Source organism: Shinella yambaruensis (assembly GCF_050859155.1).
GTDB classification, from domain to species: domain Bacteria; phylum Pseudomonadota; class Alphaproteobacteria; order Rhizobiales; family Rhizobiaceae; genus Shinella; species Shinella yambaruensis.
Genome location: NZ_CP150638.1, coordinates 2,194,711 through 2,215,491 on the forward strand (window position 1 = coordinate 2,194,711; position 20,781 = coordinate 2,215,491).

Here is a 20,781-nt window from a genome sequence, read left to right on the forward strand (position 1 = left end):
GCGCAGAAAGAGAGTGAGGAGCTCCGCTCCAGCGGTGGTGTTTTGGCATTCAAATCGATTTACGACAAGGGATTGTTTGGCTTCGGCGGGATTTTCACCGCCACTTGCATGGTTTCTATGACCCCATATCGGCGTGCCGTCAGCGCTGCGGCTTGTCGTCGCCATCATCGAGGACGCGCCAGGCGGCGCCCTCGACATCGTCATACTGCCCGCTCTTCAAAGACCAGAGGAAGGCGGCGAGCCCGAGCCCGCCGAGGAAGAGCGCGATGGGGATGAGGAAGATCAGCGTGTTCATGCCGCGCGCACCAGGGAAGCAAGCGGGCGGGCCTCGTCCGCCGCCCGCACGGCGAAGGCCGGTATCTGCCCGCGCAGGCGCAGCGAGTTCACCACGACGATGATCGACGACGTCGACATGGCGATGGCGGCGATCAGCGGCGTCGCGTGGCCGAGGATGGCGATCGGCACGGCGATGACATTGTAGCCGATGGCGAGCGCGAAATTCTGCCGGATGAGGCGGCCGGCACGGCAGGCGGTCTCGTGCGCGAAGGGCACGGCCTCCAGGCTCTCGTGCAGGAAGACGAAGTCCGCCGCCTGCCGGCCGACATCCGCCGCCGTCGCCGGGGCGATGGAGACGTGGGCGGCGGCGAGCGCCGGCGCATCGTTGATGCCGTCGCCGACCATCAGCACGCGGTGACCGGCGGCCGCCCGTTCGGCGACCGCTTCCGTCTTTTCCCGGGGCGACAGCGCCGCGCGCCAGCGGGGAATGCCGAGCAGGCCGGCAATGCGGGCGACGGCCGGAGCACGGTCGCCGGAGAGGATCGCCATCGCGATATGCGCGCGCTTCAGCGTGGCGACGGCCTCGCCTGCGCCGGTCCGCAAGGCATCCTCGAAACGGAAGGTTTCCAGCACCTTGCCATTGCGCGACAGCACGACCTCGGAGAGTCCGTGCTCTTCCCCGGCCGCGGCGCTACCGCCGGCGAAGGCGCGGTTGCCGAGGCGATAGAGGCCCTGGGGCGTCTCGGCCTGAAGGCCGCCGCCGGCCACTTCCGTCACGCTTTCGACAAGCGGCATCGGCCCCGGCCAGGCGCCCGCCAGCGCCATTGACAGCGGATGGCGCGAATGGGCGGCGAGCGCCGCGGCAAGCGCGAGATGGGTGCGGTTGAGCCTTTCCCGGTCGACGAGGCGCGGCTTGCCGAGCGTCAGGGTGCCGGTCTTGTCGAAGACGGCGGTGTCGATTTCGGCAAGGCGCTCCATGGCCGAGCCGTCCTTGACCATCACGCCGCCGGCAAACAGGCGCCCCGCGGCCACCACCTGCACCACCGGCACCGCAAGGCCGAGCGCGCAGGGGCAGGTGATGATCAGCACCGCGATGGCGACGAGCATGGCATGCTTCCAGTCGCCGTCGTAAAAACCCCAGCCGAGGAAGGAGGCGAGCGCCAGCAGGTGCACGGCCGGCGAATAGATCTGCGCGGCGCGGTCGGCGATGCGGCGATAGCGGGCCCTTCCCCCTTCGGCGGCCTCCATGAGGCCGATGACCTCCGACAGGAACGAATTGCGCGCCGTGGCGACGGCCTCGACGGTGAGCGAACCGGTGAGGTTCATCGCGCCCGCTTCCAGCCGCGTGCCCGGCCCGGCGGCGAAGGGATCGCTCTCGCCGTTGACGATCGAGCGGTCGATGTCGCTTGCGCCCGAAAGCACGCGGCAATCGACCGGGATGCGCTCGCCGGCGGCGATGGAAAGGTGTTCGCCGACGGCGATCTCCTCGACGGGCCGGTAGTCGCGGCTACCGTCCGGCCGGATGACCATCGCCCCGCGCGGCGAAAGGCGGGCAAGGCCGGTGATGGCCGAGCGGGCGCGGTCGCGCATGACGTGGTCGAGCGTGCGGCCGATGAGCAGGAAGAAGAGCAGGCTCACCGTGGCGTCGAACCAGGCGTGCTCGGCGCTGTGCAGCGTCTCCCAGAGCGAGACGACATAGGAGAGCGTGATGGCGAGCGCGATGGGCACGTCCATGTTGGTGCGGCCGTGGCGCAGCGCATTCCAGGCCGACTGGTAGAAGAAGCGCCCGGCATAGATCAGCGTCGGGCCGGCGATCAGCGCGGAGATCCAGTGGAAGAGGTCGCGCGTCGCGGCCTCGGCACCCGACCAGACGGAGACCGAGAGCAGCATGATGTTCGTCGCCGCGAAGCCCGAGACGGCGACGGCGCGGATCAGCTGGTTGCGCAGCCGGTCGTCGCCTTCCGCCGCCAGCGAGAAGAGATGCGTGTCATAGCCCGTGGCGCGGATGGCGGCGGCGATCTCCTGCGGATCGGTGCGCCGGCCCGCGACCTCCTCCTTCCAGACCACCGAAACGCGGCGGGTGGAGAGGTTGACGCGCGCCCGCTCCACGGCCGGCAGCGCGTTCAGCGCGCCTTCGACGGTGGTGATGCAGGTGCCGCAATAGACGCCCGGCACGCTGAGGTCGCTCTGGCGCAGGCCGTCGCCGACCGGGCGGCTCGCCAGCATCAGCTCCTCCGAGGAGGGCAGTGCCACGCGCTGCGCCTCGACGGCGCCTTCCGTGCCGGGTGCGCAGCAGCTCATTTCGCCCCTCCCGCAACGACGGTCCGCACGGTCTGGTGGAAGACCTTCTCGCCGTCGCGCTTCGTGCTGATATCGACGATCCACTGGCCGGCCGGCACCGGCCGGTCCGCCACGAACAGCCCCTCGCCCGCCGGCTCGAGCGCGACCGTGAAATCCTTGCGCTCGTCGACGGGCCGCTTGAAGACCGCCGAGACGTCGTCGGCGACAAGGGGAACGCCCCTCGCATCGGTGACGCGGTAGGCGATGCGGCCTTCCGTCACGGTGAGGTCGCCCTCGATGCCGCTGGCCGCGAGCGCCCGCGCCTCCGCCACCTTGCCGTTGAACTGCTGGCTGGCGACATAGGTGTTGGGCACGACGAGGCCGCTCCAGCTGTTCGAGGCATTCCAGGCCATGATCAGGTTGACCGTGATGATCGTGCCGAAGAACAGCACCATGACGCCCGTCATGTGCCAGCCGGTGAAGACGAATCCCTGTTCCTTGCGTTCCATGGCCATCACTTTGCTCCCGGCGTGTTGAAATTGGCGGAATAGACGTCGCGCTCGTGGCCCTGCCGGTCTTCCGCGATAATCTGGAAGCCTTCGGCCGCTTCCGCAAGCCGATCCTTCGGCAGGGTGACGAAAACACGCAGTGCCGTCACCTTGTCCGGATCGGCCGGCACGTCGACGCTGCGGCCGTCGGCGCTGTCATGGCCGGCGATCTTCATCGTCGCGCCGGGCATGCCCTCGATCGACACGGTGATGACGCGCGGCTCTGGGATCATGTTGAGCAGCTTCACCGCATAGCCGTTGCGGACCGAGCCGTCCGATTCGACGACGAACTGCGGATTGCGGTCGTGGATGACGTTGAGGTCCAGCCGGTCGCGCGAAAGCAGCGCGAAGAGCAGCGCCAGGCCCGCCAGCGACCAGACGCCGAAATAGAGCAGCGTGCGCGGACGGAAGATGATGCGCCAGTCGAAGTGCCGGATCTTGCCGTCGAAGGCGCCATCGGCACCGCGCACGCGCTTCGGATCCACCGGCACGGTGCCGCCGGCGGTGGCGAGCGCCATGTTGGCCGAATAGTCCGACAGCGTGGCATAGGCGATGAGGCCGCGCTCCTTGCCGATCTTGTCCATCACGTTGTCGCAGGCATCGATGCACAGCGCGCAGGTGATGCATTCGAGCTGCTGGCCGTCGCGGATGTCGATGCCCATAGGACAGACGACGACGCAGGCATTGCAGTCGACGCAGTCGCCGACGCTCTCGCCAGCGGCGATCGCCTTCTTGGCATGGCGGGTGCGCGGCTCGCCGCGCCAGTCGTTGTAGGTGACGACCAGCGAGCTCTCGTCGAGCATCGCCGCCTGGATACGCGGCCAGGGGCACATATAGGTGCAGACCTGCTCGCGCATCAGCCCGCCGAAGATGTAGGTGGTCGCGGTCAGGATGGCGACGGTGATGTAGGCGACCGGCGGCGCCTTGAGCGTCGCGAAATTGACGAGCAGCGTCGGCGCATCGGCGAAGTAGAAGATCCAGGCGCCGCCCGTCGCCACCGCGATCACCAGCCAGACGGCGTGCTTGCTGACGCGCTTCCAGACCTTGGCCAGCGTCCACGGCCCGGCATCGAGCTTCATACGGGCATTGCGGTCACCCTCGATTGCCCGTTCGACGACGAGGAAGAGATCGACCCAGACGGTCTGCGGACAGGCATAGCCGCACCAGGCGCGCCCGACGGCCGAGGTGACGAGGAACAGCCCGAAGCCCGCCATGACGAGCAGCCCGGCGACGAAGAAGAATTCCTGCGGCCAGATCTCGATGAAGAAGAAATAGAAGCGGCGGCCGGCAAGGTCGATGAGCACGGCCTGGTCCGGCGCATGCGGCCCACGATCCCAGCGGATCCACGGCGTCAGGTAGTAGATGCCGAGCGTGATCAGCATCACCAGCCACTTGAACTGCCGGAAGCGACCCTCCGCCCGTTTGGGGAAGATCTTCTTGCGCTTTTCATAGAGCGGCTTGCGAACCTTCGCCGAGTTGACGGGTTCCGCCTCATGGCGCTCGATGGAATTGTAGATCGTCGTGGTATTCTGCTGCATGTCGTCGGCCGCACCTGTCGTTGTGCCGGCACAATGACGCCAACGACGGCCTCCATCGTTGATCTACGTCAAGTTTCGGAGATGGCAGGGCGTGGCGGGTTGCCGCACGGAGAGGACACGATGACGGAGACCATCCTGGCCAAGCGCTACGGCGACTACCGCGAATATGCCGCGCCCGGCGCGCTCTCGGCCGTCATCCGCTGCAGCTGGATGCATCGTGCGCCGGAGGGCCCGCCCGCCGCACGCATCGCCGTCGTGCCGGATGGCTGCGTGGACCTGCTGTGGACGGATGAGGGCTTTCTCGTTGCCGGGCCGGACCGCACGGCCGCCTTTCCAAGGCTCCGGCCGGGCGAGACTATCCTCGGGCTGCGCCTGCGGCCCGGCATCGCGCGCCACCTGCTGCGCTGCGACCTCGACGCGCTGACCGGCAAGGTCGTGCCTCTCGCCGATATCCGCGCGCACGGGCTGACCACCCACCACGACCGCCTGCTTGCGGCCTCGGGCCCGCTGCAAAGGCTGCGGCTTCTTCAGGCGCTTTTCGCAGCCGGGACGGCAGAGCTTCCTGCCACGCGGCCCGATGCCGCGGCCCTGCATGCGCTCGGCGCAAGCCGGCCGCCGGACGCCATCGCCGCCGAGATCGGCGTGACGGCGCGCACGCTGCGGCGCATCAGCATCGCCGAGTTCGGCTACGGGCCGAAGACGCTGGCCCGCATTCTCCGGCTGCAGGACCTGCTCGGCCGGATCGCAAGGCCCGGCACTTCGCTTGCCGGCCTTGCCGCCGATGCGGGCTTTGCCGACCAGGCGCACATGAACCGGGAGGTGCTGGCGCTGACCAGCCTGACGCCCGGCGAGATCCGGCGGCAGATGCGCGGCTGACTGTCCGTTTTGTTCAAGACTTCGGCGCGGGACCGCGTATCGTGGCACCGAATGGAGAAAACCGATGACCACCCTGCCCGCCCGTATCATCCACCGCACCATCCGGCGCGACTGGCGCGCCGTCCACGCCTTTGCCGCCCGGCCGGAAAACATGCCGCTCTGGGCCTCGGGCCTTGCCACCGGGCTGACGCGCGACGGAGAGGACTGGATCGCCGATGGCGGGCCGATCGGCAATGTGCGCGTGCGCTTCGCCCCGCCCAACGATTTCGGCGTCATCGACCACCGGGTGACGCTGCCGGACGGGCGGGTGGTGGACAATGCGCTGCGCAGCGCACCGAACGGCGATGGCGCGGAGGTGATGTTCCTGTTGCTGCGGCAACCGGATATGGACGATGAAGCCTTCGAGCGGGATGCGGCGCATATAGCGCAGGATCTCGAGACGCTGGCGAGACTGGTGGAAGAAAAGGACGTGCAGGAATGAGCACCAGGGGCGCGGATCGCAAGATCGACTATATCGAGTTCAACGTCGCGGACATCGCGGCCAGCAAGGCCTTCTACGGCGGCGCCTTCGGCTGGACCTTCACCGACTACGGCCCGCAATACTGCGAGTTCCAGGACGGCCGCCTCACCGGCGGCTTCACGACGCTCGCCCCGGTCAACGCCAAAGGCGGCCCGCTCGTCATCCTCTTTGCCGATGCGCTGGAAGAGGTGCTGGAGCGGGTGACGGCGGCCGGCGGGACGATCGTCAAGTCGATCTTCGACTTTCCCGGCGGCCGGCGCTTCCAGTTCACGGACCCCGACGGCTACGAGCTGGCGGTCTGGTCCGACCGCTGATGTGCCTGCCGTAACGTCAATGTGAACGGCCGAGCGCCTTTTACCGAACGAATTCAGGCTTTTTCAATAAGACGCTCCTAGTCAGGGTCCGCGATCAAAAAGGCACGCGGGCTCTCTCCATGTACAAAATCCTCGGAAAGGCATTGGCGGTCGGCGCCCTCTCGACCCTGGCATCCCTCGCCATCAGCTTCGCCTTTGTGCCCCTCATGGGCGGCGAGGTGGCAGGCGCCGGGCTCGTCATGACGATCGCCTGCCCGATCGCCATCTCCATTCCCGTCTCGGCCCTGCATTTCTACCAGGCGGACCGGCTGCGCGCCGCCAATGCCGCCCTTGCCCGCGCGAAGGACGAACTTGCCGAGGCCTATGCCCGCCTCAAGCACCAGGCACAGCGCGACGCGCTGACGGGCGTGCTCAACCGCGCGACCTTCATGGCCGAACTCCACGCCCGCGGCCACGGCGGCCGTTCCGGCGGCCTGCTCTTCCTCGACCTCGATCACTTCAAGTCCGTCAACGACCGTTTCGGCCATGCCGCAGGCGACGACGCGCTGCGCCTCGTCGGGACGGTGCTGCGCGACCTTGCGGGCAGGAACGACCTTGTCGGCCGGCTCGGCGGCGAGGAATTCGCCGTCTTCCTCGACGAGGCTTCGCCGGCGCACATGCTCGACCATTCCCAGACGATCCGCGAGGCGGTGGAGGCGATCGACCTGCACGCGCCGTCGGGCGTGCGGATCGCGCTCGGCATCAGCATCGGCGTCTTCCATTGCGCGCCGCGCTTCGATCCCGTCGAGGCGCTCGCCGCCGCCGACCGCAACCTCTACCGGGCGAAATCGATGGGCCGGAACACGGTCGTCGCCTGAGCGCCGCGCCGCCAGCCGGATTGCCAAAAAAGAAAAGGCCGCGGTTTCCGCGGCCTTCGTCGTTTGAGAGAACCGGCGCCTACTCGCCGCCGCCCAGCGAATGCACGAAGACGGCAAGCTGCTTGACGGCCGGATCGCCGAGGCGGGGAAGCCAGGCGGGCATGACGCCGTGCTTCGGCGAACGGACCTGCTGGGCGATGGCGGCCTCGCCCTCGCCCTTCAGCCAGATGGCGTCGGCAAGGTTCGGGGCGCCCATCTCGCGGTTGCCCCTGGCGTCATCGCCATGGCAGGCGGCGCAGTTGTCGGCGAAGATCTGCTTGCCGGGCTCGACGAGGCCGGCATCCGACGGCGTGCCCGTCAGGCTGACGACATAGGCCGCGACCTGCTTGATCTCCTCCGGCTGGAGGATATCGCCATAGGCCGGCATGTCCGAGATGCGGGTCTCGTCGTCGCCGGCATGGCGGATGCCGTGGGCGATCGTGTGGTAGATGTCGTCCACCGTGCCGCCCCAGACCCAGTCGTCGTCGTTGAGGTTGGGGAAGCCCGCCGCGCCGGCCGCGCCCGAACCGTGGCACTGGGCGCAGTTGACCTTGAAGGCCGAGGCGCCGCCGGCGATCGCGAACTGCGAGAGCTGCGGATCGGCCATGATCTCCTGCAGGGAGGATTTGGCGATGCGGTCGACGAAGCCGGCCTGCGCCTGCTTGGCCTCGGCAAGCTCGACGGCGACATTGGCGCGGCTCGACCAGCCGAGCATGCCGGTCGTCGCATCGGAGATCAGCGGCCAGGCCGGAAAGGCGATCGTATAGCCGATCGCCCAGACGATCGTGGCATAGAACGTCCAGACCCACCAGCGCGGCATCGGGTTGTTCAGTTCGCGGATGCCGTCCCATTCGTGGCCGGTGGTTTCGACGCCCGAGATTTCGTCAATATGCTTCTCGGCCATGATCAGTCCTCCTTGAGAGGGATTTCAGCGGCCCTTTCGGCGGCCTTGCGGGCGCCGGGGCGAAGGGTGAAGACGACGACGGCGAGGAAAAACAGCGTCATGGCGAGCAGTCCCCAGCTGTCGGCGAAGTGCCGCATGGCGGTATAGGTTTCCATGGGCGTCCTCCTCAGCGGTAACCGGCGGCGTCGTCATAGGTGGAGAAGTCCACCAGCGTGCCGAGCATCTGCAGATAGGCGACGAGCGCATCCATTTCGGTGAGCCTTGCCGGATCGCCGTCGAAATCGCCGAGCTTGGCCTTCGGGTAGCGGGCCTCGATGCCGGACGTATCGGCATTGGGGTCGGCCTGCGCCTTGAGGTCGGCCTCAGCGTTTTCGAGCATCTCGTCCGTATAGGGCACGCCGACCGCGCGGTTGGCCGACAGGTGCATCGCGACGTTCTTCACCTCCAGCCGCGTGTCCTTGAGGAAGGAATAGCTCGGCATCACCGATTCCGGCACGACCGAGCGCGGCTCGATCAGGTGCTGGACGTGCCATTCGTTCGAGTAGCGGTCACCCACGCGGGCAAGGTCCGGGCCGGTGCGCTTGGAGCCCCACTGGAACGGATGGTCGTACATCGATTCCGCCGCCAGCGAATAATGCCCGTAGCGCTCCACCTCGTCGCGGAACGGCCGGATCATCTGGCTATGACAGGTGTAGCAGCCCTCGCGGATGTAGATGTCGCGGCCGGCAAGCTCCAGCGGCGAATAAGGCCGCATGCCCTCCACCTTCTCGATGGTGTTTTCCAGGTAGAACAGCGGGGCGATCTCGACGATGCCGCCGATGGTGACCACGAAGAGCGAGCCGACGAGCAGAAGCGTCGCGTTGCGCTCGAGGATCGCGTGTTTGTCAAGAATGGACATCGGGTCCCTCCTATTCGGCCGGCTGCAGCTTCGGCGCGGCGCCCGGGATCGGGGCCTCGTCACGCTGGTAGCCGAGGATTGTCATGGTCACGTTGTAGGCCATGATGAGCGCCCCAAGGAGGAACAGCCCACCGCCGGCGGCACGCAGCACGTAGTACGGGAACATGGCGGCGATCGTTTCGGCGAACGAATAGACCAGGAAGCCCTGCTCGTCGTATTCGCGCCACATCAGGCCCTGCTGGATGCCGGCGACCCACATGACGGCGGCGTAGACGACGATGCCGAGGGTGGCGAGCCAGAAATGCCAGTTGACCATGCGGATCGAATAGAGCCGCTCGCGCTTCCACAGCTTCGGGACGAGGAAGTAGATCGCGCCGAAGGTGATGAGGCCGTTCCAGCCGAGCGCGCCCGAATGCACGTGGCCGATGGTCCAGTCCGTATAGTGGCTGAGCGAGTTGACCGACTTGATCGACATCATCGGGCCTTCGAAGGTCGCCATGCCGTAGAAGGCGACGGCCATGACCATCATGCGCACGATCGGATCGGTGCGGATCTTGTCCCAGGCGCCCGAGAGCGTCATCAGGCCGTTGATCATGCCACCCCACGAGGGCATCCAGAGCATGATCGAGAAGACCATGCCGAGCGTCTGCGCCCAGTCGGGCAGCGCCGTATAGTGCAGGTGGTGCGGGCCGGCCCAGATATACATGAAGATCAGGGCCCAGAAGTGGATGATCGACAGGCGGTAGGAATAGACCGGACGGTTCACCTGCTTGGGGATGAAGTAGTACATCATGCCGAGGAAGCCGGCCGTCAGGAAGAAGCCCACGGCGTTGTGGCCGTACCACCACTGCGTCAGCGCATCCTGCACGCCGGAGAAGGCCGAATAGCTCTTCACGCCGAGGAACGAGACCGGGACGGCCAGGTTGTTGACGACGTGCAGCATGGCGATCGTCACGATGAACGACAGGAAGAACCAGTTCGCCACGTAGATGTGCGGCTCCTTGCGCGTCATGATCGTGCCGAGGAAGGCGATCAGATAGGCGACCCAGACGATGGTGAGCCAGATATCGACATACCATTCCGGCTCGGCATATTCCCGGCTCTGCGTGATGCCGAGCAGGTAGCCGGTGGCGGCCATGACGATGAAGAGCTGGTAGCCCCAGAACACGAACCAGCCGAGATTGCCGCCGAAGAGCCGGGCGCGCGAGGTGCGCTGCACGACGTAGAAGGACGTCGCGATCAGCGCGTTGCCGCCGAAGGCGAAGATCACGGCCGAGGTGTGCAGCGGGCGTGTCCGGCCGAAATTCAGGAAGGGCTCGATATTGAGGTCGGGGAAGGCCAGCTGGAGCGCCACGACGACGCCGACCAGGAAGCCGACGACGCCCCAGAACACCGTCGCGATGACACCGTACTTGACGACCTCGTCGAAATACCCCTCGTCATCCTGCGATGATTTGGTCGCGACGGCCGGCGCGAAGGAGATGCGCCGGACCATGAAGAGCGTGCTGGCAAGCAGCACGAAGAAGAGGACCCACATATGGGCCTCGAAGAGCCTGTCCTGGGCAAACGCCGCGCCGAGCAGCGCGATGAACGCCCCCACGGCCAGGACGATCGTTTCCGTTACAAATTTCATCGTTGGCATCCCCCAACTCGTCGTTTTCCCGCAACGGCCGGTTCCCTCGCGGAATCGGCCCTTGCGCTCGACTGAGCCTTCGCAGATGCGGCCGGAAGCATCCTTGACATGGATCAAGGCGAAGACCGGATGCGAGCGGCATCAAGGGACAGGTTGACGCAGCCGCGCGTCGAAACGCAGCGGCACTCCCGAAACGAGGGAACTGACATGACGGACTATACAGGGATCGCCCGGCTGCTTTCCGATCGCCCGACGGACGCCGTTTCGCTGGACTGGTTGAAGAAGGCCCACAACGCACAGCTGACGCTCTGCGAGGCGCTGGAGGACATCGCCGACAGCCTGCCGGCAAACGTCAACCGGCAGAAATGCATGTATGCGGCCAAGTCGCTGATTCCGCTGGTCAACGGCATCCACCGCTACGAGGAGGAGACCGTGTTCCCCTTGCTGGAGCGCATCGCCTCCGGCGACCGGGAACTCATCGATTCCATCGCCCGGCTGAAATTCGAGCATGTCGAGGACGAGTGCTTTGCGGAGGAGCTGACCGACACACTGACCCGGCTCGGCAGCGGCGACGGCACGGTGAACGCGGAAGCCGCGGGCTACATGCTCCGCGGCTTCTTCGAGTCGATCCGGCGCCACATCGCCTTCGAACAGCAGTTCATGCTGCGCGGCACCGGCCTCACCTCCTGAAGGATCAGGCGGCGAGCGGTCCCTGGGACCGTGCCGTCTCCTGAAGGACGAGGATGGCGCCGAGCACGTTGCCGGCCGCCGACATGCAAGGCGTCATGCGGCAACGCGTGACCACCTCGCCCCGGCGCGGGGAAACATAGTCGTACTCCACCACGTCCCCGGCAAAGCAATGGTCGAGATTGCGCTTCACGCGGCTCTCGAAACGCTGCACGCCGATGAACTCCACGATGTGCCGGCCGACGAGGTCGATGGGCTTTTCGCTGAAACGCTCGGCATTGAGCGGGTTGGAATAGAGGTAGCGGTAGTCCGTCGTGATCACGGCGACGCGGTCGGGAAGGCTGTCGAGGATCGCCTCGTTGAGCAGCCCGTCCTCCGCCACGCGCGGCGCGATGGCGGGACGCGTGACCTCCGGCATGCCCATGCGGAACGGCACGACGGCCTCTTCCGTCCCGAAGTAACGATCCATCAGCAGCTTGAAATGATGGGCCTGCCGGAGCACGCAGGTCTTGTCGTCCGCCTCCTCCCGCAGGAGATCCACCACGAACTGGAACTGGGAACGGAGTTCGGAAGCGTCGCTCGCCTCCTTTTGCAGCACGGCGGCAAGCGCCGGCTCGATTTCCTTGTCCAGCATCGAAACGAGCCTGTCGTTTCCCGTCCTCACGGCATGCTGGAGTTGTGAATACTTAAACCAGAACAACTCTACAAGAGCTTTCAATTCATGCTCCCCGAATTGCTGAAATGTACAGCAATTGCACCACTACATTATTTAAACTGTCCAAAGCCCGATAGAATTTGACCGTTACCTTCCCAAATATGCCGCCAAAAGCGCTTACATTAGCAAAATGGTAACAGCGAACGGGAGGATGTCAAACCCCAAATTCGATAAAATTCGCGTAAATCGGGAAGCTGAACGTATTCAGGTTTCGCAAGGCAAGAAAGAATAGTAAGCAGTCAAGTAATAAGGCCGCGCTTGATATTCCAGCGGTCGTGATACCACAGCCATTGGCCCGGATATTCGCGCACCCACTGCTCGACCTTGTCGTTCAGTATCTGCGCGGTCGCATCGACATCGACGGCGCCGTTCTCCTTGCGGGGAATGTCCATCGCCGGTTCCAGTTCCAGGCGATAGCGGTTGCCCGGCAGGCGGATGCAGCGCGCGGGATAGACCTCGCAATCGAACTGGCGCACCAGCTTGGCAAGCAACGGGTTGGTCTGCACCTTCCGGCCGAAGAACGTCGTGTGCAGCCCCTTGTTGAACTTCTGGTCGACCAGCACGCCGACCGGGCCGCCCGCCTCCAGCTTGCGGGCGAGCGTGAAGGACGAGCCGGCATGGGAGGGCACCAGGTGCCCCATGCGTTCACGGCGGAATTCGAAGACCCTTTCCGCGACATAGGGGTTGTTCGGCGGCCGGAAGAGCACCGTCACGTCCAGCCCGAAGGCGGCGCCGGCGACCGGCAGGAGCTCGAAATTGCCGGTATGCGCGGTGAAGACGATGAAGGGCCGCGGATTGTCGCGCAGGTCCATGAAGAGCGGAATGCCGGAGACCTCGATGCGGCCGGGCGCCGTGCGCGCGGGATCGAAGTCGAACAGACGGTCGAGAAAGACATATTCGGCCGCAAGCCGGCCCATATTGCCCCAGGCATCGAGCGCGATCGCCGCGATCTCCGCCTCGGTCTTTTCCGGAAAGGCGTTCCTGAGGTTGGTGAGCGTCAGCGTGTGGCGGCGTGTCTTCGGGCCGATCCAGCGCGCCACGCGATCGGCGAAGTTGATCGCACCGTCCGCCGGCAGGAGCTTCAGGAGGCTGAGCAGGCCGAAGACGCATTGCGCCACCAGCCACTGCTTGAACTTCCTCAGCGCCAGAACGAGGCGTGTGACGATCATCCGCACGGCATCAATCCAGCTTCAGGACGATCTTGCCGAAGATCTGGCGCGATTCCATGCGCTCCAGGGCCGTCGCGATGCCGTCGAAGGTCACTTCGGTATCGATGACCGGATGGACGATGCCCCGCGCCATCTTCTGCATGGCATTCGCCATGTTCTCCATGCGGCAGCCGAAGGAACCGAAAAGCTTCAATTGCTGCTGGAACAGCATCATCAGGTTCATGTCGGTGGAAACGCCGGAGGTGGAGCCGCAGGTGACGAGCCGCCCGCCGCGCTTCATGCAGAGCATGGAGCCCGCCCAGGTGTCCTTGCCGACATGTTCGAAGACGACGTCGACGCCCTTTTTCCTGGTCAGCTTGCGCACAACGCCCTCGAAGCGGTCCTCGCGGTAGTTGATGACGTGGTCGGCGCCGAGCGCCTTGGCCTTCTCGATCTTGTCGTTCGAGCCGACGGTGGTGATGACGGTGCAGCCGATCTTCTTGGCGAGCTGGATCGCCGCCGTGCCGATGCCGGAGCCGCCGGCATGGACGAGGATCGTCTCGCCGGATTCGAGTTTCGCATTGTCGAACAGCATGTGCTCGACCGTGCCGAAGGTGACGGGGGCGAGCGCCGCACCGACTGCATCGACGCCGGGCGGGGCCGGCACGAGCAGGCGGGCGGGAAGGTTGACCTTCTCCTGCGCGAAACCATCCAGATGGAAGCCGTGCACGCCGCCGACATGTTCGCAGAGATTGTCGCGGCCTTCGCGGCAGGGCTTGCAGAGGCCGCAAGTGCGCGCGCCGTAGATCGAGACGAGCTGGCCGGGCAGCACGTTGGCAACGCCGGGACCGATCGTCTCGACGACGCCGGCCGCCTCCGCACCGATGACGAGCGGCATCTTGCGCTTGGCAAAGGCCATGCCGCGCCAGCCCCAGACATCGATATGGTTGAGGGCGACGGCCTTGACGCGCAGCGTCACCTCGCCGAGGCCGGGCGCCTCCGGCTCCGGGATGTCGGTGAGTTCGAGCTTGCGGTCATCGAGAAGCTGGAGGGCGCGCATAGAAAATTCCTATCAGGCGGGTTCGGCCGTCATGACGAGGCTGGCGTTCTGGCCGCCGAAGCCGAAGGAGTTGGAGAGAACCGCGGAAACGCGCGCATCGCGCTTCACGTTCGGCACGACATCGAGCACGATGGCCGGGTCGGGGTTCGTGTAGTTGATCGTCGGCGGCAGGGTGCCGGTCAGCATGGTCTGGATGGAGAACACGGCCTCGACGGCGCCGGCCGCCGTCAGCGTATGGCCGATCATCGACTTGTTGGAGGAGACCGGGATATTCGCCAGCGTGTCGCCGAAGACCGTCGACATGGAAAGATATTCCATCTTGTCGTTTTCCGGCGTCGAGGTGCCATGGGCGTTGATGTAGCCGATGCCGCTCTCGTCGATGCCGGCATCTTCCAGCGCCGCGCGGATCGTCGCGATGGCGGGGCCGCCATCCGGCGAGGAACGGGTGCGGTGGAAATGATCGGCCTTCTCGCCGCAGCCCTTGAGGATGCCGAGCACCTTCGCGCCGCGCGCGACGGCGGATTCGAGCGATTCCAGCACCAGTGTGGCCGCGCCTTCGGCGATGACGAAACCGTCGCGATCCTTGCTGAACGGCTTGGACGCCTTGGTCGGCGGGTCGTTCTGCGTCGAGAGGGCTGAGAGCAGCGCGAAGCGGATCAGCGCCTCCGCCGTCACCGAGCCATCGGTGCCGATGGTGAGCGCGCGGTCGGTGCGGCCCTGGCGGATCGCCTCGACGCCGAGCTGGATGGCCGTCGCGCCGGAAGCGCAGGCGGTCGACAGCGTGACGGGCAGCCCGCGGGTGCCGAAACGGTCGGCGAGGCGTTCGGAGATCGCGCCGAAGGCCCAGGCCTCGTGCAGCGCGGGTTCGGCCTTTTCACGCAGCACCGCAAGGAAGCGGTCATAAGCATCGCCCGGACGCTGGGACGGCGGGGCGCGGTCGGCAAGCGCGAAGCGGTCGCGCCAGTCCGGCTCGATCGGCGGGGCGGCAAGGAAGAGCGGACCGCCGAAATCGCCGGAAAGGCCGGCTTGCGCCAGCGCCTCGTCCGCCGTCTCGCGGGCATAGGCATAGGAGCGCTCGACCGGGTTCTCGACGGGCAGCTCGATGAAATCGACCGTGCCGGAAATGCGGGTGTTCAGCCCGTCGACCGGAAAGCGCGTGATGCCGTGGATGCCCGACACGCCGCCGACGAGCGCGGTCCAGTTGTCCTTGAGGCCCTGCCCCAGCGAGGTGATGACGCCCATGCCCGTGACGGCGACGATCGGGCGACCGAGATGATCCCTGTAAGCGGCTTTCGTCATGGCCGGCTCCTACTTCTCTGCGGAAAGGATTGCGACGCCCTCGCCGCGGCCATGGCCGACCGTCGTGACCACGGCGCTTTTCGCCGCTGCGGTCATCGCGGCTTCGGCCGCGGCATCGAACGGAGCGACCTTGACGCCCGCGCCGAGCGTCAGGGCGGCGATGGCAAGGCCGAGCGGGAACTGCGCTTCCAGCGCCTGGCCGGTGACCGCGCTGAAGCCGCGCACCGGGCTGCCGGCAAAACGCGTGTCGAGCCAGGCCTTCTCGCGCGCCGTCGGGCCGTGCTGGCCGGACGCGCCGGAGAAGACCACGGTCCCGGCCCCGGCCGCAGCGCCCTCGGCCAGCCGCTCGAGGCGGGCTTCCAGCCGTCCCTCGTCCCGCGGGCCGCGGTCGCCGCCGATGGCGTCGATGGTCGCATAGATGCGCGCACCCCGCGCCTCGGCATGGGCGCGCGATTCCAGCACGAGGAAGGCCGCGGCCGTGCCGGTGACGATGCCGCCGCCGGCCTTCTCGTCGCGCGACCAGAGCGGCGTCCAGCCGCCCGTCGCATGCGCGCCGATCGCTTCGTAAAGCAGGATGACATCCTGTCGCTCGGCCACCAGCGCGCTGCCGACGAGCGTGTGCGTCGACTGGCCGGAGCGGATGCGGTGAAAGGCCGTCTCGATGGCGGAAATGCCGGCCGCCTCCTCGCCCATGAAGGTACGGGAGGAGCCCGTGACCTTGTGGACGATGGAGATGTTGCCGGCAAGCAGGTTGGAAAGCTGGGCGAGGAAGAGCGTGGGCCGCAACTCGGTGGTCAGCTTCTCGTTGAGCAGGCGCTCGCGGTCATTCCGCTTCAGGCCCTCGTCGACGATCAGCGAATCGACAGCGATATCGCGCTCGCCGCCGCCGGCCGCCACGATCATGTCCATCGTGCCGCAGGCGTCCGCATCATCCTTGAAGCCGGCATCGTCGAGCGCAAGGCCCGCGGTGAACACGCCGAGGCGCTGCCAGTTCTCCATCTGGCGCTGGTCGCCGCGCTTGGGGATCTGCTGGTTCCAGTCGATCTCCGGCATCGGGTGCACCGGGTAGGGCGCGAAGCGCTCCGTCTCGATCTTCAGCGCCGGCGCGCTCGCGCCGCCAAGGATCTCCACATGCGCCGCCGCGCCGACACCCTGACAGGTGACGATGCCGACGCCGGTGATCACCACATCGTTGTTCGCCTTCGCCATGCTCACTTTCCTTCCGCAGACGCGTCGAGCGCCTCGAACAACCCCACCTCGCCGGCGCGCGCCCGCAAGATATCGGCAAGCGGCACTTCGGCAAACGGCATGGTGCGCAGCTTCAGCTGCGCATCGCAGACCTTCTTGCCGGCAGACGAGATCTTCGCCTTGGTGACGGCATAACCCGACCCGTCATGCTCCAGCACCGCCTCGATGTCGAGCACGGCACCCGGCTCGACGAAGCTGCGCATCTTGGCGCCGTCGACGCTCATCAGGAAGGGCATGGCGGCAAAATCCGTCGCGGCGAGCACGAGGAAGCCGGAGGCCTGCGCCATGGTCTCGATGAGCAGCACGCCCGGGACGAGCGGCATGCCGGGAAAATGGCCTTCGAAAACAGGGCTTTTCGCGGGCACGACCGAGCGGGCCTTCAGCACGCGGCGCGCGCCGTCGACGGCCTCCACGCGATCGATCATCTGGAAATATTCGAGCAGCATCGGGATACCTCCGGCAGGTTCCGGAAATCGAAAGGCCTGCCGGAAACGGCAGGCCGTGCGCCACAAGCACCGGGATCGTCAGGAGCGCGGCCGCAAGGGCGGCCGACGCCGTTGCCTCAGGCCTTGGCGGCCCGCAGGTCGTCGATCTTGGCGCAAAGGTTCTTCAGGACGAAGTATTCTTCCGTCGCGACCTTGCCCTCGTTGACGTCCTGCGTCCACTGTTCCAGCGGGATCTTGATGCCGAATTCCTTGTCGATCGCAAAGACGATGTCGAGGAAGTCGAGGCTGTCGATGCCGAGATCGTCGATCGTGTGGCTGTCGGGCGTGATCGTCTCGCGGTCGATCTCGCTCGTCTCAGCAATGATGTCGGCAACCTTGTCGAATGTAGCAGTCACGCCCATACCTCATGAATCTATAGTCGGGCGATCCTATATGGAAATAAGACGCAATTGCCAATGGGGTTGATGAGGGCCCTGCGCAGTCGGCGATGCTGTGTTGCGCAAACAGCATGGCCGTGGGCCGCCGGTCAGACCGCGATGGAATGCCGCCCGCGCCCGCTCGCAAGATGCGCATCGAAGACCGCGGCGACGGTGCGCGCGAAGGGCCGCCCCGCCGCGGTCAGGACGAACCGGTCGCCCTCGATGCGGGCGAGCCCGTCGCGGTCCGCCGCGACGAACCCGATGGCCTCGGAACGGATGACGCCGGAGACGGCCGGATGGCGCGCGGCGAGCGCAGCGAAGGAAAAGCCGAAACCGCACATGATCTTCTCGATCACGAAGGCGCGGGCGCGATCCTCCTCGGTCAGCGCATAACCGCGGACGGCGGCAAGACCGCCCTCCTCCACCCGGCGCAGGTATTCGCCCGTCGCCGGCATGTTCTGGATGTAGCCTTCGGGAAGCTGGCCGATGGAGGAGGCGCCGAGCCCGACCAGCGCATCCGCCTGGTCGTCGGTATAGCCCTGGAAATTGCGGCGCAGCGTGCCCTGCCGCGCCGCCACGGCGAGCCGGTCGGCGGGAAGCGCGAAATGATCGATGCCGATGGCCTCGTAGCCGGCCGAAACCAGCATGTCGGCCGCCAGCGCCATCTGCTCGAACCGCGCGACGACGCCCGGCAGCGCGGCCTCGTCGATCATCGTCTGGTGCTTCTTCATCCACGGCACATGGGCATAGCCGAAGAGCGCGATGCGGTCGGGCGCAAGCGAGAGGACGGCCCGGACCGTCTCGGCCAGCGTCTCCAGCGTCTGGTAAGGCAGCCCGTAGAGGATGTCGCAATTGACCGAGCGCACGCCCCGCGCCCGCGCGGCCTCCACCACGCCGCGGGTCTGCTCGAAGGTCTGGATGCGGTTGATCGCCTTCTGGACCTTGGGATCGAAATCCTGGATGCCGAGGCTGGCGCGCGTCATGCCGATATCGGCCAGCGCATCGTGCCGGGCCTCGTCCAGATCGTTCGGATCCATCTCCACGGAGATTTCCGCATCCGCCGCGAAGGAGAAATTCGCCTCCAGACAGGCCTTCAGCGCCCGCATGTCCTCCGGTCGCAGGAGGGTCGGCGAGCCGCCGCCGAAATGCAGCGCCGTAACGGGCACCGCCCGCGACACCCGCGTGCCGATCGCGGCGATCTCCGCATGCAGGCCCTTGAGATAGGCCTCGACGGGCTCGTAGCGCAGCGTCTGCTTGGTGTGACAGGCGCAGAACCAGCACAGCCGGTCGCAATAGGGAACATGGGCATAGAGCGAAAGGCGATTCTCAGCCGCAAGACGCCCGAGCCACTGCGCATAGACCTCCGGCCCGATACTTTCGTTGAAATGCGGCGCGGTCGGATAGCTTGTATAGCGTGGAACCGGCGACGAAAGACGTTCGACGAGGGCGTGCTGCATGGTCATCTCCTTGCTCACACGGGAAATAAACCCGAAACGGTCGCCACCATTTGATTTTGATCAAGTGAAAGCCGGAATGAGTGCGCTAGGATTTGACAATAGTCAGGAAGCGCTATTTTGCCGCGAGGCGGCACGCTTTATGTTCACGACCGCGTGCGGTAGCACGGCAGTATTGCGCCGCGGAGCCGCCGGGCGAAAGGAAAAGCCGACATGGAAATTCGCCGCCAAGATATCCATAACTCCGACATTCCTCTCGTGTGCCGCGCCTGCGAGGCACGCCATGGCGGTGTGTGCGGCGCGCTGACCTCCGAGCAGCTTTCCGAACTCAACAAGCACTCCGTCCGCCACCGGCTGGAAAGCGGCGCCGAAGTCATCGGCCAGGGCGAGACGGTGGTGAACTATTCCAACATCATGCGCGGCGTCGTGAAGCTGACCAAGGTGATGGCGGACGGCCGCCAGCAGATCGTCGGCCTGCAATTCGCCCCCGATTTCCTCGGCCGTCCCTTCCTGGAGGAAAGCGCCATCACCGCGGAGGCGGCAACCGAAAGCGAAGTGTGCAACTTCCCGCGCGCCGTTCTCGACCGGCTGGTCAAGAGGACGCCGGAACTGGAGCACAAGCTGCACCGGCAGGCCCTGAAGGAACTGGACGAGGCGCGCGACTGGATGCTGACGCTCGGCCGCAAGACGGCGCAGGAGAAGGTGGCGAGCTTCCTCTACCTGATCGCCACCCATATCGACCCGGAGAGCGTCGACAGGTCGGCCTTCGAGCTGCCGCTCTCGCGCGCCGACATCGCCGACTTCCTCGGGCTGACGATCGAGACCGTCAGCCGGCAGTTCACCAAGCTGCGCAAGGAAAACGTCATCCGCATCGAGAACAACCGCCACGTCACCGTTCCCGACATGGAGCGGCTGATGCGCTATGCCGGCAACGACTGAGCGGACGTCTCAGCGCGTGATGACGATGCGCGTGTTGGACAGCCCGTTGCGGTTGGCCAGCTGGAAGAAGGTCGCCGCATTGTCCGGGTGCAGGCGCACGCAGCCGTGCGAGGCCGGACGGCCGAGGCGCTTCGTCTCATAGGTCGCATGCACGGCATATCCCCCCTTGAAGAAGATCGCATAGGGCATCGGGGCATTGTTGTACTTGCGCGAACGATGGTTGCGCGAGGCCCATTTCGCCGACCAGGCGCCGGTCGGCGTGCCATAGCCCTTGCGGCCGGTCGAGACGGGCCAGCGATATTTCACCGCGCCGTTCTGAGTAACGACCATGGTCTGCGAAGAAAGGCTGATCCGGGCGGTCAGATTGGCCGACAGAGCGGTCTGGGTCTGGAACAACACAAGAAGGAACGCGACAGCGGTCGCAAAGAAGATACGCATGACTTCCCCTCTATTCGATTGCGCATGGCTTTAGGGTCTGCACTCCATCAGGATAGGTGTTCTGCAAGCCGCATTTTGTGCCTGAGTAGGAGGAAAGGTGCAGGAAATGGCTGCATTTTCAAACCTTTCCGACGCCCGCAGGCACAAAATGCGGCTTGCCCGAAGGGTTATCATGGACGGGCCGCCTGATCGCAAACAATGCTCGACAAGGCCAAGGGGCCTTGCCTTGCGCTTGTTTGCTTCCA

General features: G+C 65.9%; 23 protein-coding genes. 6 read left to right on the forward strand and 17 right to left on the reverse strand.

All coding sequences use genetic code 11. The features are described 5' to 3' along the window. Positions 1 to 139: 139 nt before the first annotated feature. From ccoS to ccoG, 4 genes are read right to left on the reverse strand one after another with little or no spacing between them, the layout of a single operon-like run. Positions 140 to 295, reverse strand: a complete 156-nt coding sequence (gene ccoS, locus WMC41_RS10825) for a cbb3-type cytochrome oxidase assembly protein CcoS (protein WP_064330319.1) — start codon at positions 293 to 295, stop codon at positions 140 to 142. Then, positions 292 to 2,577, reverse strand: coding sequence for a cation-translocating P-type ATPase (locus WMC41_RS10830; protein WP_432348122.1), 2,286 nt, complete (start codon positions 2,575 to 2,577; stop codon positions 292 to 294). Before WMC41_RS10830 ends, ccoS begins: the two co-directional genes overlap by 4 nt. Then, positions 2,574 to 3,074, reverse strand: coding sequence for a FixH family protein (locus tag WMC41_RS10835; protein ID WP_432348123.1), 501 nt, complete (start codon positions 3,072 to 3,074; stop codon positions 2,574 to 2,576). The genes WMC41_RS10830 and WMC41_RS10835 overlap by 4 nt, the downstream gene beginning before the upstream one ends. Next, positions 3,071 to 4,642 carry a cytochrome c oxidase accessory protein CcoG gene (ccoG, locus tag WMC41_RS10840; RefSeq protein ID WP_432348125.1) on the reverse strand — a complete coding sequence of 524 codons (1,572 nt, stop codon included), beginning with the start codon at positions 4,640 to 4,642 and terminating at the stop codon, positions 3,071 to 3,073. The genes WMC41_RS10835 and ccoG overlap by 4 nt, the downstream gene beginning before the upstream one ends. 120 nt (positions 4,643 to 4,762) lie before the next feature. Here ccoG and WMC41_RS10845 point away from each other — a divergent pair, with 120 nt between their 5' ends. From WMC41_RS10845 to WMC41_RS10860, 4 genes are all read left to right on the forward strand, one after another. After that, on the forward strand, positions 4,763 to 5,518 hold the full coding sequence (locus tag WMC41_RS10845) for a helix-turn-helix domain-containing protein (RefSeq protein ID WP_432348127.1): 756 nt from the start codon (positions 4,763 to 4,765) through the stop codon (positions 5,516 to 5,518). Between the two features lie 64 nt (positions 5,519 to 5,582). Continuing rightward, a complete protein-coding gene (locus tag WMC41_RS10850) occupies positions 5,583 to 5,999 on the forward strand; it encodes an SRPBCC family protein (protein ID WP_432348129.1) in 417 nt (138 codons plus the stop codon). Then, on the forward strand, positions 5,996 to 6,352 hold the full coding sequence (locus WMC41_RS10855; RefSeq protein ID WP_432348130.1) for a VOC family protein: 357 nt from the start codon (positions 5,996 to 5,998) through the stop codon (positions 6,350 to 6,352). The genes WMC41_RS10850 and WMC41_RS10855 overlap by 4 nt, the downstream gene beginning before the upstream one ends. 119 nt (positions 6,353 to 6,471) lie before the next feature. Beyond that, a complete protein-coding gene (locus WMC41_RS10860; protein WP_288077833.1) occupies positions 6,472 to 7,209 on the forward strand; it encodes a GGDEF domain-containing protein in 738 nt (245 codons plus the stop codon). A gap of 79 nt (positions 7,210 to 7,288) precedes the next feature. On the opposite strand, the gene ccoP is transcribed toward WMC41_RS10860, so the two are convergent. From ccoP to ccoN, 4 genes are read right to left on the reverse strand one after another with little or no spacing between them, the layout of a single operon-like run. Next, positions 7,289 to 8,152, reverse strand: coding sequence for a cytochrome-c oxidase, cbb3-type subunit III (gene ccoP, locus WMC41_RS10865; protein WP_244769544.1), 864 nt, complete (start codon positions 8,150 to 8,152; stop codon positions 7,289 to 7,291). A 2-nt stretch (positions 8,153 to 8,154) separates the two neighbouring features. Continuing rightward, positions 8,155 to 8,307, reverse strand: a complete 153-nt coding sequence (locus WMC41_RS10870) for a CcoQ/FixQ family Cbb3-type cytochrome c oxidase assembly chaperone (RefSeq protein WP_064330326.1) — start codon at positions 8,305 to 8,307, stop codon at positions 8,155 to 8,157. 11 nt (positions 8,308 to 8,318) lie between these two features. Continuing rightward, positions 8,319 to 9,050, reverse strand: a complete 732-nt coding sequence (gene ccoO / locus WMC41_RS10875; RefSeq protein ID WP_244769543.1) for a cytochrome-c oxidase, cbb3-type subunit II — start codon at positions 9,048 to 9,050, stop codon at positions 8,319 to 8,321. Between the two features lie 10 nt (positions 9,051 to 9,060). Continuing rightward, on the reverse strand, positions 9,061 to 10,683 hold the full coding sequence (ccoN, locus tag WMC41_RS10880; RefSeq protein ID WP_244769542.1) for a cytochrome-c oxidase, cbb3-type subunit I: 1,623 nt from the start codon (positions 10,681 to 10,683) through the stop codon (positions 9,061 to 9,063). A gap of 207 nt (positions 10,684 to 10,890) precedes the next feature. On the opposite strand from ccoN, the gene WMC41_RS10885 reads away from it, so the two are divergent. Next, complete coding sequence (locus tag WMC41_RS10885) at positions 10,891 to 11,373, forward strand: hemerythrin domain-containing protein (protein ID WP_272805695.1); 483 nt, start codon at positions 10,891 to 10,893, stop codon at positions 11,371 to 11,373. Between the two features lie 4 nt (positions 11,374 to 11,377). Here WMC41_RS10885 and WMC41_RS10890 read toward each other — a convergent pair whose 3' ends face one another. The 8 genes from WMC41_RS10890 to hemN form a co-directional block, all read right to left on the reverse strand. Next, positions 11,378 to 12,004 carry a PAS domain-containing protein gene (locus WMC41_RS10890; RefSeq protein WP_432348132.1) on the reverse strand — a complete coding sequence of 209 codons (627 nt, stop codon included), beginning with the start codon at positions 12,002 to 12,004 and terminating at the stop codon, positions 11,378 to 11,380. Positions 12,005 to 12,324: 320 nt separating this feature from the next. Beyond that, entirely contained in the window at positions 12,325 to 13,254 is a 930-nt protein-coding gene (locus tag WMC41_RS10895; RefSeq protein ID WP_432348322.1) for a lipid A biosynthesis lauroyl acyltransferase, read from the reverse strand. 10 nt (positions 13,255 to 13,264) lie between these two features. Next, complete coding sequence (locus WMC41_RS10900) at positions 13,265 to 14,293, reverse strand: zinc-binding dehydrogenase (protein ID WP_432348133.1); 1,029 nt, start codon at positions 14,291 to 14,293, stop codon at positions 13,265 to 13,267. A gap of 12 nt (positions 14,294 to 14,305) precedes the next feature. Beyond that, positions 14,306 to 15,592 carry a beta-ketoacyl-ACP synthase gene (locus tag WMC41_RS10905; RefSeq protein ID WP_064330333.1) on the reverse strand — a complete coding sequence of 429 codons (1,287 nt, stop codon included), beginning with the start codon at positions 15,590 to 15,592 and terminating at the stop codon, positions 14,306 to 14,308. A 9-nt stretch (positions 15,593 to 15,601) separates the two neighbouring features. Beyond that, positions 15,602 to 16,801, reverse strand: coding sequence for a beta-ketoacyl-ACP synthase (locus WMC41_RS10910; protein ID WP_432348134.1), 1,200 nt, complete (start codon positions 16,799 to 16,801; stop codon positions 15,602 to 15,604). Between the two features lie 2 nt (positions 16,802 to 16,803). After that, complete coding sequence (locus WMC41_RS10915) at positions 16,804 to 17,286, reverse strand: 3-hydroxyacyl-ACP dehydratase FabZ family protein (protein WP_432348136.1); 483 nt, start codon at positions 17,284 to 17,286, stop codon at positions 16,804 to 16,806. A 116-nt stretch (positions 17,287 to 17,402) separates the two neighbouring features. Continuing rightward, on the reverse strand, positions 17,403 to 17,687 hold the full coding sequence (locus WMC41_RS10920) for an acyl carrier protein (protein ID WP_133033009.1): 285 nt from the start codon (positions 17,685 to 17,687) through the stop codon (positions 17,403 to 17,405). Between the two features lie 125 nt (positions 17,688 to 17,812). Beyond that, the gene (gene hemN, locus WMC41_RS10925; RefSeq protein ID WP_432348137.1) at positions 17,813 to 19,162 is read right to left on the reverse strand and encodes an oxygen-independent coproporphyrinogen III oxidase; all 1,350 of its coding nucleotides are present in this window, start codon (positions 19,160 to 19,162) and stop codon (positions 17,813 to 17,815) included. Between the two features lie 210 nt (positions 19,163 to 19,372). On the opposite strand from hemN, the gene WMC41_RS10930 reads away from it, so the two are divergent. After that, positions 19,373 to 20,098, forward strand: a complete 726-nt coding sequence (locus WMC41_RS10930) for a Crp/Fnr family transcriptional regulator (RefSeq protein ID WP_244769534.1) — start codon at positions 19,373 to 19,375, stop codon at positions 20,096 to 20,098. A gap of 9 nt (positions 20,099 to 20,107) precedes the next feature. On the opposite strand, the gene WMC41_RS10935 is transcribed toward WMC41_RS10930, so the two are convergent. Beyond that, the gene (locus WMC41_RS10935) at positions 20,108 to 20,536 is read right to left on the reverse strand and encodes a L,D-transpeptidase (RefSeq protein WP_244769533.1); all 429 of its coding nucleotides are present in this window, start codon (positions 20,534 to 20,536) and stop codon (positions 20,108 to 20,110) included. Positions 20,537 to 20,781 lie beyond the last annotated feature (245 nt).